This window comes from Sphaerotilus sp., from assembly GCF_013299175.1.
Taxonomy (GTDB): Bacteria; Pseudomonadota; Gammaproteobacteria; order Burkholderiales; family Burkholderiaceae_C; genus Sphaerotilus.
On the sequence record NZ_JAAFKF010000012.1, the window covers coordinates 16,622 to 34,423 of the forward strand.

Sequence of the window (17,802 nt, forward strand, 5' to 3'; positions counted from 1 at the left end):
CGACTCCAGACACCAGAAAGACCTGACCATGACCCCCCGCACCACCGCCGACTGGCAAGCCGCCGACGCCGCCCACTTCCTGCACCCCTTCACCGACTTCCAGCAGCTCGCCAAGAAGGGTTCGCGCATCATCACGAAGGCCGACAACCTCTACCTCACCGACAGCGACGGCCACCGGCTGTTCGACGCGATGAGCGGGCTGTGGTGCGTCAACGTGGGTTATGGGCAGCAGGCGCTGATCGACGCCGCCGCGCACCAGATGGGTGAACTGCCCTTCTACAACAGCTTCTTCCAGACGACGACGCCACCCGCCATCGAACTCGCCGAGCTGCTGGCCGAGGTGATGCCGCCGCGGTTCAAGCACGTCTTCTACGCCGGCTCCGGCAGCGAGGGCAACGACACCGTGGTGCGCATGGTGCGGCGTTACTGGGATCTGCAAGGCCAGCCCGAGCGCCAGGTCATCATCAGCCGCTGGAACGGCTACCACGGCTCGACGATGGCCGGCGCCTCGCTCAGCGGCATGAAGTACATGCACGCCCAAGGCGGCCTGCCCATCCCCGGCATCACCCACATCGACCAGCCGCACTGGCTCGAACACGGCGCCGACATGACCCGCGACGCGTTCGGCGTGGTGGCAGCCGGCTGGCTGGAGAAGAAGATCCTCGAAGTCGGCCCGGACAAGGTGGCCGCCTTCATCGGCGAGCCGGTGCAGGGCGCGGGCGGCGTGATCGTGCCGCCCGCGACCTACTGGCCCGAGATCCAGCGCATCTGCGACCAGTACGGCATCCTGCTGGTCAGCGACGAGGTGATCTGCGGCTTCGGGCGCACGGGGAACTGGTTCGGCTGCGAGACGATGGGGACGCGGCCGGACCTGATCACCTTCGCCAAGGGCGTGACCTCGGGCTACATCCCGCTGGGTGGCGTGATGGTCGGCGAGCGTGTCGCCAAGGCGCTGATCGAGCAAGGCGGCGAGTTCGAGCACGGCTACACCTACAGCGGCCACCCGGTCGCCTGCGCCGTGGCGATCGCCAACATCAAGCTGATTCAGGAGCTGAAGCTGGTCGAGCGGGTGCGCGACGAGACGGGGCCGTATCTGGCGGCGCAGTTCGCCAAGCTGAACGACCACCCGCTGATCGGCGAGACGCAGACCTGCGGGCTGATGGCGTCGATGCAGCTCGTGAAGGGCAAGGACCGGGGCGACGGGCATCCGGTGCTGTTCGATTCGGCGCTGGGCGTCGGGATGCTCTGCCGCGGGCACTGCTTCGGCAATGGGCTGGTGATGCGTGCAGTGGGGGATCGGATGATCATTGCGCCGCCGCTGGTGATGACGGTGGCGCAGGTGGATGAGTTGATGGGGTTGATCTGGCGGTGTCTGGATTTGACGCTGGGGGATGTGCGGGCGCGGGGGTGGCATGCGTGACGATGCCGTTCACCTTCGTGGGAGGCTGGTTGATCGCTACATGCAGGCGCTGGCAGATCATCTGACGCCCGAACTCCGACAAGACACAACCCTTTCCGGCATCTTCCTGCCCGATGTGTTCGACGAGTACCTGAACGCACCACTGGGTCTGCGGGTAATGCTGGTCGGCAAGGAGACCAAAGGGTGGTTCAAAGGGATGGCACACCTGCGGACTTTCCCTCGCCTGGATGGGTATGTTCAAGCGGCCATGACCAACTGGCGGGACATTGACAGAGTCCCACCCGGCCGCTCGAAGTTCGGTCAATTCCGCCGCAAGCTGGATGCACAACTGAGTGCCCAGGCGGGCCCCCCCGTGCGGCATCACTGGAGCAACCTGTTCTGCCTTGACCACAAAGACCACGCTCCTGCACACCACCCACACGTTGATGCCATCGTGGCGCTCTCCAAGGCGCTGTTCAAGGCACAGCTTGATGTGCTGAAGCCAGACGTTCTGCTGTTCACCACGGGTGTCGGATCGACAAGTTACGACAGCCACATCAAGCACATGCTCAACGTCACCCACAGCAGCGTCGGCACAGACCGCCACATGCCCAAACAGCTCTGGAGCTTCCAAGCCGACGGAATCAGGGCATTGCGCACCGCTCACCCACGCTACGCCCCCGGCGAGGCGGGGCGTCAACAGGCCCTGAAACAGCTATGAACACCGAACGCTTCCACCAACGCGCCCACGACCTGCGCCGCGCCGTGGCCCGGCTGGTCGAGGCGTGCGAACAACCTTTCAACACGTTTGTGCGCGACTCGGCCATCCAGCGTTTCGAGTTCTGCTGGGAGCTGGCGTGGAAAACGCTCAAGTTGCGGCTGGAGGTGGTGGGCATCGACGCGCTGACGCCCCGCGATGTCTTTCAGGCGTCCCTCCAGAACGGCCTGATCCACGACGGCAACCTCTGGAGCGACGCGCAGAAGATGCGCAACCTGACCAGCCACACCTACGACGAATTGCTGGCCCAGAAGGTCTACGAATTCCTGCTCGAATCCGGACAAGGCATCTTCAAGCAACTGGCTGTGGACGTGGCGCAATGGCAGACCGAGACCCCTTGACCTTCGGCATCGCGCAGCGGCACCTCGACGCACTGCGTCAGGTGTTCGCCCGGCACGCCACGGTCGATCAGGTGCTGGTCTTCGGTTCGCGTGCGCGAGACACCGCCAGACCAGGGTCCGACATCGATCTGGCGGTCATCGCACCCCGCATGGACGACGCTGAATTCACGACGCTCTGGAACGAGATCGATGCACTGCCGATTCTGTTCAAGATCGACCTGCTGCACTGGGACCGGATCACCAACCCGGCGCTGAAAGAGAACGCGATCCGTGAGGGTGTACCTCTGGGTTGCCATGTCGGCTGACCTCGAAAGCCCCCCTCCCAACCTCCCCCCGCTGGGGGGAGGAGTTCAGGCACGGCTCCGTCCTGTTGCTCGCTCGCTGGCCGACAGTAGCCACCTGTCCGGCTCCCTTCCCCCAGCGGGGGGAGGGCTGGGGAGGGGGGCTGGGGTCGCGCCAACCGTCCATCAACGCTTGACGCAACACCAGATCCCCTGGGCGCCCTCGTCAAACACACCACGACCACGAGCCTGACATGAGCCATTCGCAGCAGTCCTGGCACACCCGCGCCGCCACCTTGGCCATCGACGGCCGCGCCCTCATCAACGGCCAGCGCGTCCCCAGCGCCAGCGGCGAGACCTTCGACAAGCACTCCCCCATCGACAGCCGCCACCTCGGCGCCATCTGTCGCGGTCAGACGGCCGACATCGACGCCGCCGTCGCCTCGGCCCGCGCCGCCTTCGACGACGGCCGCTGGGCGCACCAGCCGCCGGCCGCCCGCAAGAAGACGCTGCAACGCTTCGCCGACGCGATCCTCGCCCACCGCGACGAACTCGCCCTGCTCGAAACACTCGACATGGGCAAGCCGATCCAGTATTCGCGCAGCGTCGATGTGCCGGCCGCCGCCCGCACCATCGCGTGGTACGCCGAGGCGATCGACAAGGTGTACGACGAGATCGCACCGACCGGCCGCAACGCGCTGGCGCTCATCACCCGCGAGCCGATGGGCGTGGTCGGCGTGATCGTGCCGTGGAACTACCCGATGATCATGGCGGCCTGGAAGCTCGGGCCGGCGCTGGCCACGGGCAATTCGGTCGTGATGAAACCCAGCGAGAAGTCGCCGCTGACCGCACTGCGGCTGGCGGAAATCGCGGTCGAGGCCGGTTTGCCGCCGGGCGTTTTCAACGTCGTGCCGGGCTACGGCCACGAAGCCGGCGAAGCCCTCGCGCTGCACATGGACGTGGACGCCATCGGCTTCACCGGCTCGACCCGCACCGGCCGGCGCATGCTCGACTACGCCGGGCGCTCCAACCTCAAGCGCGTCTACAACGAACTCGGCGGCAAGTCGGCCTTCCTCGTCTTCCCCGACCACCGCGACCCGGCTAAAGCGGCCCGCACCGTCGCCGGCAGCCTGTTCTTCAACCAGGGCGAGTCGTGCAACGCGCCGTCGCGGGTGCTGGTCCACGCGTCCATCGCCGACGCGTTCGTGGCGACCGTCACCGCCGAGATGCCGCAGTACCAGCCCGGCGACCCGCTCGACCCGGCCACGGTCATGGGCGCCTTGGTCGATGAAGGCCAGATGCGCAGCGTGCTGGACCACATCGACGCCGGTCGTGCGGAAGGCGCGGTCTGCCACGGCGGCCGGCAGGTGCGCGCCGAGACAGGCGGCTTCTACGTCGAGCCGACCGTGTTCGACCACGCCACCAACGACATGCGCATCGCCCGCGAGGAGATCTTCGGGCCGGTGCTGTCGGTGATCCGCTTCTCGACCGAGGAGGAAGCCGTGCGGCTGGCCAATGATTCGCCCTACGGCCTGCAGGCCAGTGTCTGGAGCCACGACCTCAACCGCGCCCACCGCGTGGCACGCGCCCTGCGCGCCGGCACCGTGCATGTGAACCAGTACGACGAGGACGACATCACCGTGCCCTTCGGCGGCTACAAGCAGAGCGGCAACGGCCGCGACAAGTCGCTGCACGCGCTGGAAAAATACACCGAGCTGAAGACCACCTGGCTCAGGTTGGACGATGCGTGAAGGCGCATCCTCCAGCGTGATGAAATGACGGAAGCTCGGGCCATAATCCCGCCGCACGCAGGGGCATTCCTGCGCCAGCACCAACCGTTACCACTGCCCCCCCCACTTCTGGAGCACTCATGAACCTGTTGTCCTCCCGGCCCGCCAAGGCCCTGAATGTCCTGGTCGCCGCTGTCGCGGTGCTGTGCTCGGCGGGTGCGCGCGCCGAGGAAGAAAAGGTCCTGAACATCTACAACTGGTCGGACTACATCGCCGAAGACACGGTCAAGAACTTCGAGAAGGAAACGGGCATCAAGGTCCGCTACGACAACTTCGATTCCAACGAAGCCCTGCACGCCAAGCTGATCGCCGGCAAGACGGGCTATGACATCGTGGTGCCCGGCTCGAACTGGGCCAAGTCGCAGATCGAGGCCGGCCTGCTGATGAAGCTCGACAAGAGCAAGCTGACCAACCTCGCCAACCTCGACCCCGCCATCCAGGCCCAGCTCGCCAAGATGGACCCGGGCAACGAGTACCTCGTGGACTGGCTGTGGGGCTACACCACGGTGGGCATCAACGTGGACAAGGTCAAGGCGGCGCTCGGCAGCCAGCCCTTGCCCGACAACGCCTGGGATCTCATCTTCAACCCGGCCTATGTCGGCAAGCTCAAGGGCTGCGGTGTGGCGGTGCTGGACACGCCGTCGGAAATCCTGCCGCTGGCGCTGAACTACCTTGGCAAGGATCCGCACAGCAAGAACGCCGACGACTACAAGGCCGCGGCCGAGATGCTCAAGAAGATCCGCCCGTCGGTGACGCGTTTCGTCGGCTCGGGTTCGGACTACATCGAGCAGATGGCCAAGGGGCAGATCTGCGCGGTGGTGGGCTGGTCGGGCGACATCATGATCGCCAAGGACAAGTCCACCGCGGCCAAGAAGCCGCAGAACCTGCAGGTGATGCCGCCCAAGAACGGCGGCCTGCTGTTCTTCGACACGATGGCCATCCCGAAGGACGCCAAGCACCCCGAGAACGCGCTCAAGTGGATGAACTACATCCTGAAGCCCGAGGTCCACGCATCGCTGACCAACAAGGTCTTCTACGCCAACCCGAACAAGGCGTCGCTGAAGTTCGTCAAGCAGGAACTCGCCAAGGACACGACCGTGTTCCCGGATGAAGCCACGCTGGCCAAGATGATCCCGCCCGGCACGCCCGACCAGGCCACCCGCAAGCTGATCACCCGCACCTTCACCAACTTCAAGTCCGGGCGCTGACACCATGACGACGGCCAAGGAGGACAGCGCCTTCCTGCGGATCGACGCCGTGGTGAAGGAGTTCGGGGATTTCCGGGCGGTGGACCAGGTGAGCCTGGACATCGCCAAGGGGGAAATCTTCGCGCTGCTCGGCTCGTCGGGCTGCGGCAAGAGCACCTTGCTGCGCATGCTCGCCGGCTTCGAGTCGCCGACCTCCGGGCGCATCGTGCTCAACGGCCAGGATCTCGCGGGCAAGCCGCCCTACGAGCGCCCGGTGAACATGATGTTCCAGTCGTATGCGCTGTTTCCCCACATGACGGTGTGGGACAACATCGCCTTCGGGCTGCGCCGCGACGGCCTGCCCTCGGGCGAGATCACGGCGCGGGTCGAGGAGATGCTGCGCCTGACCCAGCTCGCCAAACTCGCCAAGCGCAAGCCGCACCAGCTCTCCGGCGGCCAGCAGCAGCGGGTCGCCCTGGCGCGTTCGCTCGCCAAGCGGCCGCAGTTGCTGCTGCTCGACGAGCCGCTGGGCGCGCTCGACAAGAAGCTGCGCGAGGCGACGCAGATCGAGCTGGTCAACATCATCGAGACGGTCGGCGTGACGTGCGTGATGGTGACGCACGACCAGGAGGAGGCGATGACGATGGCCTCGCGCATCGCAGTGATGAGCGAAGGCCGCTTCTTGCAAGTGGGCAGCCCGGCCGACATCTACGAGACGCCGACCACCCGCTTCGTCGCGGATTTCATCGGCAACGTCAACCTCACCGACGGCACCATCACCGTGGACGAGGCCGACCACGCGCATGTGCAGTGCCCGGATTTCACGCACTACATCGGCCACGGCATCACCGGCTACCTCGGCCAGCCGGTGACGGTGGCCGTGCGGCCCGAGAAGGTCTCGGTCAGCAAGGACAAGCCCGAGGGCGCAATGAACCAGGTGCGCGGCGTCGTCAAGGAGATGTCCTACTTCGGCGACAGCACGCTCTACCACCTGGAACTCGCCAGCGGCGCGCGCTTCAAGGTCACGGTCGAGAACGACAGCCGCGACCGCTCCGGTGCGCCGACCTGGGGGGATGCCGTCTGGGCGCACTGGCAGCCGTCCGCCCAGGTCGTGCTGACGCAATGACAGGCCGGCAAGCATGACCCCGGTCACCCTGCTCCAGCGCCTGCGCACCGTCTTCAGCGGTCGCAGCCTCGTCATCGGCATGCCCTTTGTCTGGCTGCTGGTGTTCTTCCTGCTGCCGTTCCTGATCGTGCTGAACATCAGCTTCGGGGAGATGGACGGCGCACGGGTCACCGACCTGTTCACGTTCGCGGACAACGAGCTGTTCATGAAGCTCAAGCTCCAGAACTACCTCACCATCTTCCAGGACGACCTCTACCTCACGACCTACGCCCAGTCGCTGCTGTACGCGGCCATCACCACGCTGGCGTGCCTGGTCATCGGCTACCCCTTCGCCTATTTCATGGCCCGCTCGCCGGCCAGCGTGCAGCCGCTGCTGCTGATGGGCGTGATGCTGCCGTTCTGGACGAGCTTCCTGCTGCGCGTGTATGCCTGGAAAGGGCTGCTCGACGCCGACACCGGCTGGGTCGGCACCTTCCTGAAGGCCATTCACGCCGACCAGGTGCTGCTGCCGCTGGGCCTCATCACGGCCGAGGGGCAGTTCATGTACACGCCGTTCTCGCTGCTGCTGGGCATGGTCTACACCTACCTGCCCTTCATGGTGCTGCCGCTGTACGGCACGCTGTCCAAGCTGGACCTGCGCCTGCTGGAAGCCGCGCAGGATCTGGGGGCGACGCCGTGGCAGGCGTTCTGGCGCATCACGGTGCCGCTGTCCAAGGGCGGCATCGTCGCGGGGGCCATGCTGGTGTTCATCCCGTGTGTCGGTGAATACGTCATCCCCGAACTGCTCGGCGGCCCGGAGACGCTGATGATCGGCCGCGTGCTGTGGGACGAGTTCTTCAGCAACAACGACTGGCCGATGGCGTCGAGCGTGGCGGTGACGATGGTGCTGCTGATCCTCGTGCCGCTGGCGATCTTCAACCGCAACCAGTCGCAGGGAGCCACGAAGTGATCGTCACCCCCGCCGGACGCTGGACGAGCCGGATCTGGCTGACCGCCGGCTTCGTCTTCCTCTACCTGCCGATCATCGCGCTGGTGGTCTACAGCTTCACCGACTCGCCGGTGCCCAACGTCTGGGCCGGCTTCTCGCTGCGCTGGTACGAAAAACTGGTCGGCGACGAGGCGATCCGCAACGGCCTGTTCCTGTCGCTGCAGATCGCCACCGCCACCGCCACCGGCTCGGTGATCCTCGGGACACTGGCCGCCTTCACGCTGGAGCGTTACCCGCGGTTCAAGGGCCGCACGCTGTTCTCCGGCATGGTGAACGCGCCGCTGGTGATGCCGGAGGTGATCGTCGGGCTGTCGCTGATGCTGATGCTGGTGTCGATGCAGCGGCTGCTTGGCGTGCCGGAGAAAGGCGTGGTGACGATATGGCTCGGCCACATGCTGGTGGGCATGGCCTATGCCACCGTCGTGATCGCCGCCCGGCTGCGCGACCTGAACCCGCAGTTCGAGGAAGCCGCGCAGGACCTGGGCGCCCGGCCGCTGCAGGTGTTTTTCCTGGTCACGCTGCCGATGGTCGCGCAGTCGATGCTGGCGGCCTGGCTGCTCACCTTCACGCTGTCGCTGGACGACGTGGTGATGTCGGCTTTCCTGTCCGGCCCTGGCTCGACGACGCTGCCGCTGGTGATCTTCTCGAAAGCACGGCTGGGGCTGGACCCGGCGGTGAACGCGCTGGCGACCGTCGTGATCGTGGTGGTGGCGGTGTTCGTGGTGGTGTCGAGCTACATGATCGCGCTGCGCGAGCGGCGCCTGCAGCAAGAGCAGCAGGCCGCGCTGAAAGGCCACTGAGTGCGGTGCTCAGCTCGGTGCAGGGTTTCATGGTCTATTCAGGGGGAAGTTATGCGTCACGCTGCAGAGAAAAACCAATCCCGACAACGACTTACGAGCGGCCTTCGCTCTGAGTTAGGCGTCAAGAGCCAAGTTAGACAGCAGGGCCGTGAGGTCTAAATTACGTTAGGCGTCATTCAGTTTCACCAGCTTTGCCTTCCTGACGGAACTTAAGATCTCGTTCATTCCTCTTCTTACGCACACTCCGAAAGTTTTCGTGCCAATCATCCTATATTCACTCTTAGGCCCTCCGATCGGTGCACTCGTCTTCTGGTCCATCACGCTTCTTCCCGTAGCCATCTTTGCGATGTTTCGAGATGCGAGTTGGCACGCGGACTCGTGGTCTAGCATAATAAAGCTACTTGTTGGCTGGTACCTTCCATACAGTTATCTTATTGGCGTCTTGCCAGCGGCCGGCGCCGGAGTCAGCCATGTTGTTTGCCTGCGCAAACAAAGTACTACCAGAGCGAGAATCGCCCTCGTCGTCGCTACAGGCGCGGTATTGCAGTTTGTCTTGCTCTTGTTCTCAGGCGCTCTCGGCGATGTCGCCATGGCGCTTGGTCTTGTCGCAGCAGCAACTGCGGCAAGCGGACTCATCGCAATGGCGGTCGAGACAATGCAGTCAAAAGTTGTGCGAAACAAGTCTACGATACGCAATGACGCCTAACCATTCGTTCAACCGGACAAATGCCGGCAGGCTTCGCCTACCGGCATTTGCCGGTTAACTCAAACGTTAGGCTTCCAAATTCCCATTTTGTGCCATGGTCACCATTGAACAGCCCCGCAAAACTACATCGCACGGTCGCATAGGTGAGGCAGCAGTCACTGCAAAGTGCTGGATGAATGGCGTACCCGCGCATAACACAAATGGACTTCGCGCAAACTTTGCGGGTAGCGACATCATCATCGATACCTCTGATCCGAGCAAGAAATTGCTTGTGCAAGTAAAAACGGGCTATTCGCCTGCAAAGAAGCAGGTTTACCTTACTCAGGCGACGGGTGAGCAAGATCTAGAAAACCCGAAGTTTAAGGCTGATTTCGTAGTCTTCGTAAATATCGACAAAAAGGCAGGTGAATCTCATCAGCACCGAGGTACGCTAGGGTTTGAGCACTTCACCTACTTCATAGTCCCTGTCGTCGACGCAAACAAAATGTTCCGCGACGCGGTTCGTCGAGAATATGATAGACCTCTTATCAAGACTGGCGAACGCCGCAAGTTGACTAATCTTGCAGTATATGTTGAACCTGAGCTTATTAGTAAGTACCAGAACGCTTGGCATCTTTTGCGTGGCGAGCCGCTTTGAAGCCTAACTCAAACGTTAGGCATCTCAACCATGGCGCAACCACTTGCTCAGGCACTTAAGAGCTTTACTTCGCCGCACGATGAAGCGCAGCTACGGCAGCTCGACGAGACAGTAAGCTCCCTTCGGCGAGAGAACTGCGGTCCGGATGAGTTCCGAGAACTACTCGGTGTCTTCGAGCGATTCCCAGAAGACGATGGGTATGGAATCTTCTGGTCGATCGTTCACTTCCTCGAAACCTGTTCAGGCTACGAACCGTTGCTAATCGAGTCCGTAAGTCGTGTCCCCACCGAATTCAATGTCCTCATGGTCAATCGTCTGATCAATGGAAATGTTCTCGAAGTTGACGGTCAATCGCTGCTGTCAGTGCTAGCCTCCTTGGCTTCGAATCCAGCAGCATCAAGCAGTGCCCGTAGGTCCGCCCAGGGCTTTCTCGAATACCAGGCCAAGCATGGACGCACAGATGCCTAACCCTTCCTTCAAGCGGACCCGCCACGGCAAGCCGCGCGTGGCCTTCATTTCATTCTCGGCCAAGCGCGCCTCGCCGCGGCGGTCCGCTTAAGTCAAACGTTAGGCCTCACCAAAACCACCCACACCACCGTTGTATGCCAATATTCATCAGCTATTCGCACAAAGACAAAGACTTTGTAGATCGCCTAGCGATGCAACTCGTCCGCAGCAATGTCCACGTTTGGCTTGACCGATGGGAATTGTCAGTCGGTGACTCGATTGTGGATAAGGTCCAGGAAGCCGTAGACGGCGCAAGTGCTCTACTTGTCATCTTGTCGAAAGCATCTGTCGAGTCTGAGTGGTGCAAGAAAGAACTCTCGGCTGGGTTGCTTCGAGAGCTAGAAGAGAAACGGGTTGTAGTCATGCCCGTCATGCTCGAAGAGTGCACAGTACCGGTCTTCGCGCGCGGGAAGATGTTTGCTGACTTTCGCACCGACTTTGATGCCGGATTCAGATTGATTACAGAGGGTATCGCAAAGGTAACTAGTGCATCGCTTGGCCGAATCAAGGAGGCGACATATCACACCGACTGGTCAATAGACTGGGGCGATGTGAACGGCCGATTCGCGATCATCCTGAACTACGTGCAAGTCCCAAACAAGGAACCGCACACCTGCCTTACGAATATCGAGATTCTCGCAACACCTGCCGCTACGCGCGCATTCGAGAGGACCAAGGAAGCCGAAGGCGTTGAGGCGGCCAAGCTACACGTCGTTAAGCTCCTACTCGACAAAGTCAATGAGGCAGGCGGCTTGCAGCCGCGCCTAGCTGATGAACGAGAGAAGATCTATAAGTTCGCGATGAAGGGGACGGGAAGGGGTGAGGCCTATGAAGTCCGGATTGGCGTGCGCCGAATAGGTGAGGACAGCGGTCGGGACATCCTCGTGAACACGGGAAACGTCATCGCTGGGACATATCAACACATGACTGAGGTGCTCGGGAAGCCGAAGAACCAACGCCCGTGAGGTGATGCCTAACTCAAACGTTATGCATCAGAGGGTGCGTTATTTCTGCGAGCAAAACGATGAGCAATAAAGGAAGTGAGTTTCCCCCGGAGGTGTTAGAGCACATCGGCCAAGCTCGTGCCGCCCGGAGCGCAGTACAGTCAAGAAATCCGAGACTTTTCGCGGCAGTGGCCAAGGCAATGTTTGAACGTAACCCCATCGGCATCAACTTCACGGACAACACTGATGAATACGACGCGGAGGCTGGCACCGTTATTCCAAGACTAGCGGCATGCAGGTCCGCCGAAGACGTTGCTCAGATTCTTCACGAAGAGTTCCGGACATGGTTTGGAGAAGAAACAGCCGGCGAGGTATCAGCGTATCGTTCTCTCGGCGAAGATATCTGGCTTCTAAAGGATCAAGAACTTCGATAGATCCGCTTTTTCTCGCGAAGAAAAAGGCAATCAGGTGGGTGCGGCAACTCAGTTCCGCCATCTAAAGCGACTCCCATAGGTGCCCACGAAATCCATTAACACGCCATGTTGAACTGAACCCAATGGAACGCACCTGCCACAGCATCAGCCTCGTCATCCCCTGCTACAACGAGGCGAGCAACCTGGACGCCCTGCTCACACGCTGCATCGCCAGCCTGGACGCGCTCGGCCTGCGCTGGGAAATCCTGCTGGTCGATGACGGCAGCCGGGACAACACCGCCGTGCAGCTCGCGCACTGGGCCGCCCGTGAACCTCGGGTGCGCGCCCTGCTGCTGTCGCGCAACTTCGGCAAGGAGGCCGCTCTCAGCGCCGGCCTGGACGCCGCCCGCGGCGAAACCGTGGTGCTGATGGACGCGGACCTGCAGCACGAGCCGGAGCTGATTCCCACCATGCTGGCGCGTTGGCAAGCCGGCATCGATGTGGTCTACGCCCGGCGCAAGGACCGCCGCGACGAGCCATGGTTCAAGCGCGTGTTCACGCACCTGTTCTACCGCATGCTCAACGCCACGCACCCGCGGGTGAAGATTCCGGCGGATGCGGGGGATTTCCGGCTGCTCGACCGGAGCGTGGTCGATGCGCTCAAGTCGCTGCCGGAGCACAACCGCTTCATGAAGGGCATGTACGCCTGGGTCGGATTCCGCTCGGAAGAGCTGCCCTACACGCCGCAGGCCCGCGCCAGTGGCCGCAGCCACTACAACCTGCACAGCCTCGTCAGCCTGTCACTGAGCGGCATGACGGCTTTCACCACCTGGCCGCTGCGCGCGTCGAGCGTGATCGGGGTGAATCTCGCGCTGCTGGCGTTCTGCTACGGCGGCTACCTGGTGATGGACTACTGGCTGTTCGGCGCCGAGGTCTCGGGCTGGACCACCATCGTGGTGAGCACCATGCTGTTCTCGGGCGTGCAACTGCTCAGCCTGGGCGTGCTGGGCGAGTACATCGCCCGCATCTACGACGAGGTCAAGGGCCGTCCGCTCTACATCGTGCAGCGGCAACTGGGTGCGGGTCTGCCGGCCGAAACGCCCACCAGCGACTGACCACGAACGTCACCCCCGCCAGCCCGACCAGCACCAGCCCCAGGGCCACGTCATAGCGCACGCCGCCCAGGTGCAGCACGGCGGCATAGCTCAATTCGTTGAGCACGAAGCCCCCGAGTGACACCAGCCCGAAGCGCCACAGGCTCTGGCCGGTGCCCAGGCCGGAGGTGGCGGCGAAGGTCCAGTGGCGGTGGCCGCTGAAGGACACGACAAATGCGATCATCCAGCCCAGCACATTGGCGCCCAGTGGCTGCAGCCCCAGGCGCTCCACGGCCAGCCAGACGACGCTCCAATGCACTGCCGCCGCGGTGGTTCCCACGGCGATGAAGCGCAAACCCTGCACACGATCATTGTTCGACATGCCCGACATCCTAGCCCCTGCCCACCCGCTTCGACGCCTGGCGGTCTGCATCGACGACTACGGCCTGCACGCCGGCATCGACGAGGCGAGCGTGCGGCTGGCCCGCGCTGGCCGCATCAGCGCGGTCAGCGTGATGAGCGAAGGCCCGACATGGCCGGACAGCGCCGCGGCGCTGCGCCAGGCCGTGCAGACGCACCCGGTCGATGTCGGCCTGCACCTGAACCTCACCGAGCCACTGCCCGGCGTGGCGGGCGAGCCGCTGCAGCGTGTGGTCCTGCGCGCCGGGCTGCGCGGGTTCAACGCGCGGGCCTTGCGCCAGCGCATCGACGGGCAGTTGGACCGGTTCGAAGCGGGCTGGGGCGCCGGACCCGACCATGTGGACGGGCACCAGCATGTCCACCAGTTGCCGCAGGTGCGCGCCGTGCTGCTCGGTGCGCTGGAGGCCCGCTATCCCGACGCCAGCCGACGCCCTTGGCTGCGGGCGAGCCGGGCGCCGCTCGGGGCGGGGCTGCCGCTGCGGCGCAAGGCCGACGTGATCTCGTGGCTGGGTGCGGCCGAGCTGCAGCGTGCGGCGCAACAGCGCGGCTGGTCCTCGAACGGCTACCTGCTCGGCGTCTACGGTTTCGACACCGACGCGCCGGGCTACCGGGCGCTGCTGCAACGCTGGTTCGCGCTGGCGCAGGACGGCGACCTGCTCATGTGCCACCCCGCCTGCCATGCCCCTGCCGACGACGTGATCGGTGCAGCACGGCAGGTGGAGTGGGCCGTGTGGCAGTCCGACACCCTGCCCGGCGATCTGGCGCGGGCCGGCGTGGAGGTCACGGCGCTGCGCAGTGTGCTGGCAGGACGATCATCCAGTGCAGCGTCTGGTGGGGCGCATTCTGTTGCGCCGGCACGTCAAAGCTGAACTCCCCCCGCAGCACCTCGCCGGACACCCACTCGTCCAGCGGCGGCGCAGAACCCAGCCGCACCGCCACATGCCCCGCCTCGGCGAACACCGACGGCCGCAGCCAGGGGGTGTGCAGCACGGTGTCATCGACCACGGCCGGGTGCGCCGCCGCATAGACGCCGACGATGCCTGCCTCGAAGCCCGGACCCCGCACGAAGCGCAGCGGGCAACCCGCCGGCACCGCCTGTGCCCAGCGTTCCTCCACCACGTCGGCCATGGCCTGGGCGGGGTAGAACTGGTCCAGCCGTGGCCGGGTCGAGCGCATCCGGTCGGTCCAGCGCGGTGCCACATACGACAGCGCAAAGACCGTGTGCAGCACCAGCGCCAGCGCCACCCAGCGCCGCCAGTCCGGCCGCACCGACCGCGGCCACAGCGCCGCCACCGCGATGCCGAGGAACTGGAAGGTCTGGATGCCCCAGTGGTCCTGCAACCGCAACCCGCCCAGCAGCGCCGCGATCAGCACCCCCGCCACCGGAACGCCCAGCAGCCCGATCAGCCAGTCCCGCTGCAGCGTGGACTGTGGCCCGCGCGCCAGCACCGGCCGCCCCCGCGACCACCACGCCATCCCGCCCACCAGCAGCAAGGCCGGCGCCAGCACCCGCACCTGGATCACCAGGAACTTGACGATGCTGCCCAGCCGCTCGGGGAAGGTCTGCGAGACACCGGCCTGCGTGGCATAGGCGATCGTGCTCCAGCCATGCGTGACCACCCAGGCCATGTGCGGCGCCAACAGCAGCAGCGCCAGCGCCGTCGCCAGCAGGAGTCCGCGGCGGTGGGCCGGCTGCGCCAGGACACCACTGCGCCACATCGCCACCATCAGGCCCAGCAGCGGCAGCGCCGCCTGGTACTTCGACAGCAGCGCCAGCCCGGCTGCCACGCCCAGCGCCACCCAGCGGCCCGTCTGCACGGCGGTGGGTGCCAAGGTGGCTTGCCGGGTGGCGCGCAGCGCGAGTAGCGTTGCCGCCGACACGCACACCACCATCACCGAGTTGTGGTTGAACAACTGCGCCTTGAACATGAAGCCCTGCTGCAGACCGGCGAACAGCACGGCCAGCCCCGCCCGGTCCTCGCCCAGCAGCCAGCACGCGATGCGCCAGGTGAGCACCAGATTCAGCGCGATGCAGCCCCCCGCCAGCACGGAAGGCCACCACGCATGCAGCCCCCCCAACTGGATCGCCACGGCCAGCAGCCAGCTCGGCAGCGGCGGGTGCTTGTGGTAGCCCCACTCCAGGGACTGTGCCCACGAGAACTGCTCGAAGTGGTCACCGTACTGCGCCGTGTTGGTCAGCAGGGCCAGCACCACCCAGGCCAGCACCAGCCCCGCGGCCAGCAGCGGTGGATGGGCCAGCCACGCATTCAAGCCCGCGGTGGCATCCACGCGCGCGGGCATCCAGGCGATGCGCGCAGCGGGCAGCACCTGCACCACGCCGTTACCATTCAGAGCACTGTTCTTCATTCGGTGAACTGCTTTACAAAACGAAATCAAAACGAAATTTTTTACAACGCAGCATTTTCAAGCATCTGCATGACACACGCCACCGCAATCACCCCGATGACCAGCCTGCGCTGGGCCTACCTCTGTCTGGCCGGCAGCATGGCCCTGGTGGGCAGCTATGTGGGGTTGTCGAAGCTGCTGGTGGCGGTCTTTCCGGTGTTCCTGCTGGCTTGGCTGCGTTTTGGCATCGCGGCGGTGGCGATGGCGGGGTGGCTGCGGCGACCGCAGGACGAGGCGCCGATGGTGGCGCAAGACCGGGTGCTGTTGTTTCTGGAAAGCTTTCTGGGCAATTTCCTGTTCTCGGTCTTCATGCTGTACGGCATTTCGCTGAGCACGGCGCTGGCGGCGGGCGTGGTGATGGCCGCGTTGCCTGGCGTGGTGGCGCTGATGTCGCGGATCTTTCTGGGCGAGCGGCTCACCGGGCGCGTGCTGGCGGGGATCGGCTGTGCGGTGGCAGGCATCGCGCTGGTCTCCTGGAGCAAGCGGCATGGCGCCGCCACCCCGTCCGCCGACCCGTGGCTCGGCACGGCGCTGCTCATCGGCGCCGTGTGCTGCGAAGCCAGCTATGTCGTGATCGGCAAGAAGCTCTCCGGCACCCTCGGCCCGCGCCGCATCAGCGCGCTGGTCAATCTCTGGGGGCTGGCACTGGTCACGCCGCTGGGGCTGTGGCAGGCGCTGTCGTTCGATTTCAGCCGTGTGACGCTCCCCACCTGGACCTTGCTGCTGTTTTACGCCATCGCGGCGAGCATGGTCACGGTCTGGCTCTGGATGACCGGGCTGCGCCAAGTGCCAGCCGCGCGCGCCGGGGTGTTCACGGTGATGCTGCCGGTGTCGGCGACGGCGGTGGGGGTGCTGCTGCTGGGCGAATCGTTCAGCGCGGCACAGGCCGGCGCGTTCGCACTGGCGATGCTGGGGGTGCTGCTGGCCACCTGGCCGGAGCGCCAGTCCGCCTGACGGTCCAGCCTCGCCCCCTGCCGACAGCGGCACCTCATGCGGCAACACAATCCCATATTTCCAACAATTGTATTGCACACAATTAAACTGCACCCACCATGAACGACGCACCCCACAGCCACCCCGACGGTGACGACCGCAGTGCCCCCGGCTGGCTGGCCCTCGACCGCCAACTGTGCTTCGCGCTGTACTCGGCCTCGCTGGCGATGACCAAACGCTACCGGCCGCTGCTGGAGCCGCTTGGGCTGACCTATCCACAGTACCTGGTGATGCTGGCTCTCTGGCAGCAGGACGGCCGCAGCGTCGGTGCGCTGGGCGAGGCACTGTCACTCGACTCCGGCACGCTGACGCCACTGCTCAAGCGCCTCGAAGCCGCCCGACTGATCCGCCGCCAGCGCAACCACGAAGACGAGCGACGCGTCGATGTGTACCTCACCCCCGCCGGCGCCACCCTGCGCCAGCAGGCCGAGGCCATCCCGCCGCAACTGGCGTCATCCGTCGGCTGCTCGCTCGACGAGATCGGCGCCCTCACCGGCGAGTTGCACCGGTTGCGCCAGGCACTCGCCCAATTCCGTTCCCCCACCCCGACCTGAAAGGTTGCACCATGTCCCTCGACAAAGTCCTCTACACCGCCCGCGCCACCGCCACCGGAGGCCGCGACGGCGGCGCCGCCAGCGACGACAGCCGCCTGAGCGTCAAGCTCTCCGTGCCCAAGGGCCTTGGCGGCGACGACGGCGCCGGCACCAACCCCGAACAGCTCTTCGCCGCCGGCTACGCCGCCTGCTTCCTGGGCGCGATGAAGTTCGTCGCCGGACAGAAAAAGGTCGCCCTGCCTGCCGCCACCTCGATCGCCTCGGAAGTCGGCATCGGCCCGATCCCGACCGGTTTCGGCATCCAGGTGACGCTGAATGTCAGCATTCCGGGCATGGACCGCGACAGCGCCGAGGGCCTCGTGCAGGCCGCGCACACCGTGTGCCCCTACTCGAACGCCACCCGCGGCAACATCGACGTCACCTTGAACGTGGTCTGAC

General features: G+C 64.6%; 18 protein-coding genes. 16 read left to right on the top strand and 2 right to left on the bottom strand.

All coding sequences use genetic code 11. From position 1 onward, the window contains the following. The first annotated feature begins 28 nt into the window (after nt 1-28). The 12 genes from QZW52_RS03740 (at nt 29) to QZW52_RS03795 (ending at nt 13,012) form a co-directional block, all read left to right on the top strand. The gene (locus tag QZW52_RS03740; protein ID WP_293995454.1) at nt 29-1,420 is read left to right on the top strand and encodes an aspartate aminotransferase family protein; all 1,392 of its coding nucleotides are present in this window, start codon (nt 29-31) and stop codon (nt 1,418-1,420) included. Continuing rightward, nucleotides 1,413-2,120: a hypothetical protein gene (locus QZW52_RS03745; RefSeq protein WP_293995457.1), complete on the top strand. Its 708-nt coding sequence runs from the start codon at nt 1,413-1,415 to the stop codon at nt 2,118-2,120. The genes QZW52_RS03740 and QZW52_RS03745 overlap by 8 nt, the downstream gene beginning before the upstream one ends. Further along, entirely contained in the window at nt 2,117-2,518 is a 402-nt protein-coding gene (locus QZW52_RS03750; RefSeq protein ID WP_293995460.1) for an HI0074 family nucleotidyltransferase substrate-binding subunit, read from the top strand. Before QZW52_RS03745 ends, QZW52_RS03750 begins: the two co-directional genes overlap by 4 nt. Next, nucleotides 2,515-2,823, top strand: a complete 309-nt coding sequence (locus tag QZW52_RS03755; protein ID WP_293995463.1) for a nucleotidyltransferase family protein — start codon at nt 2,515-2,517, stop codon at nt 2,821-2,823. The genes QZW52_RS03750 and QZW52_RS03755 overlap by 4 nt, the downstream gene beginning before the upstream one ends. 230 nt (nt 2,824-3,053) lie before the next feature. Beyond that, nucleotides 3,054-4,550: an aldehyde dehydrogenase gene (locus tag QZW52_RS03760; RefSeq protein WP_293995466.1), complete on the top strand. Its 1,497-nt coding sequence runs from the start codon at nt 3,054-3,056 to the stop codon at nt 4,548-4,550. A 119-nt stretch (nt 4,551-4,669) separates the two neighbouring features. Continuing rightward, on the top strand, nt 4,670-5,797 hold the full coding sequence (locus tag QZW52_RS03765) for a polyamine ABC transporter substrate-binding protein (protein ID WP_293995468.1): 1,128 nt from the start codon (nt 4,670-4,672) through the stop codon (nt 5,795-5,797). Nucleotides 5,798-5,801: 4 nt separating this feature from the next. After that, entirely contained in the window at nt 5,802-6,902 is a 1,101-nt protein-coding gene (locus QZW52_RS03770) for an ABC transporter ATP-binding protein (RefSeq protein ID WP_293995471.1), read from the top strand. A gap of 13 nt (nt 6,903-6,915) precedes the next feature. Next, nucleotides 6,916-7,851, top strand: coding sequence for an ABC transporter permease subunit (locus QZW52_RS03775; RefSeq protein ID WP_293995474.1), 936 nt, complete (start codon nt 6,916-6,918; stop codon nt 7,849-7,851). Further along, a complete protein-coding gene (locus QZW52_RS03780; RefSeq protein WP_293995476.1) occupies nt 7,848-8,690 on the top strand; it encodes an ABC transporter permease subunit in 843 nt (280 codons plus the stop codon). Before QZW52_RS03775 ends, QZW52_RS03780 begins: the two co-directional genes overlap by 4 nt. An 800-nt stretch (nt 8,691-9,490) precedes the next feature. Beyond that, entirely contained in the window at nt 9,491-10,033 is a 543-nt protein-coding gene (locus tag QZW52_RS03785; RefSeq protein ID WP_293995479.1) for a hypothetical protein, read from the top strand. 602 nt (nt 10,034-10,635) lie between these two features. Next, nucleotides 10,636-11,505 (top strand): toll/interleukin-1 receptor domain-containing protein, encoded by an 870-nt coding sequence (locus tag QZW52_RS03790; RefSeq protein WP_293995482.1) that lies wholly within the window; start codon nt 10,636-10,638, stop codon nt 11,503-11,505. A 535-nt stretch (nt 11,506-12,040) separates the two neighbouring features. Then, a complete protein-coding gene (locus QZW52_RS03795) occupies nt 12,041-13,012 on the top strand; it encodes a glycosyltransferase family 2 protein (RefSeq protein ID WP_293995485.1) in 972 nt (323 codons plus the stop codon). On the opposite strand, the gene QZW52_RS03800 is transcribed toward QZW52_RS03795, so the two are convergent. Then, a complete protein-coding gene (locus QZW52_RS03800; protein ID WP_293995488.1) occupies nt 12,936-13,373 on the bottom strand; it encodes a GtrA family protein in 438 nt (145 codons plus the stop codon). The two genes, QZW52_RS03795 and QZW52_RS03800, sit on opposite strands and share 77 nt — an antisense overlap. On the opposite strand from QZW52_RS03800, the gene QZW52_RS03805 reads away from it, so the two are divergent. Continuing rightward, nucleotides 13,372-14,280, top strand: coding sequence for a ChbG/HpnK family deacetylase (locus QZW52_RS03805; protein WP_293995491.1), 909 nt, complete (start codon nt 13,372-13,374; stop codon nt 14,278-14,280). The genes QZW52_RS03800 and QZW52_RS03805 overlap by 2 nt on opposite strands. Here the strand turns inward: QZW52_RS03805 and QZW52_RS03810 are convergent. Then, a complete protein-coding gene (locus tag QZW52_RS03810) occupies nt 14,192-15,778 on the bottom strand; it encodes an ArnT family glycosyltransferase (protein ID WP_293995494.1) in 1,587 nt (528 codons plus the stop codon). The two genes, QZW52_RS03805 and QZW52_RS03810, sit on opposite strands and share 89 nt — an antisense overlap. A 69-nt stretch (nt 15,779-15,847) precedes the next feature. Here QZW52_RS03810 and QZW52_RS03815 point away from each other — a divergent pair, with 69 nt between their 5' ends. The 3 genes from QZW52_RS03815 (at nt 15,848) to QZW52_RS03825 (ending at nt 17,801) form a co-directional block, all read left to right on the top strand. Then, entirely contained in the window at nt 15,848-16,771 is a 924-nt protein-coding gene (locus tag QZW52_RS03815; RefSeq protein ID WP_293995497.1) for a DMT family transporter, read from the top strand. A 98-nt stretch (nt 16,772-16,869) separates the two neighbouring features. Beyond that, on the top strand, nt 16,870-17,364 hold the full coding sequence (locus QZW52_RS03820) for a MarR family winged helix-turn-helix transcriptional regulator (RefSeq protein WP_293995499.1): 495 nt from the start codon (nt 16,870-16,872) through the stop codon (nt 17,362-17,364). Between the two features lie 11 nt (nt 17,365-17,375). Next, nucleotides 17,376-17,801, top strand: coding sequence for an organic hydroperoxide resistance protein (locus QZW52_RS03825; protein WP_293995502.1), 426 nt, complete (start codon nt 17,376-17,378; stop codon nt 17,799-17,801). The last annotated feature ends 1 nt before the right edge of the window (nt 17,802 follow it).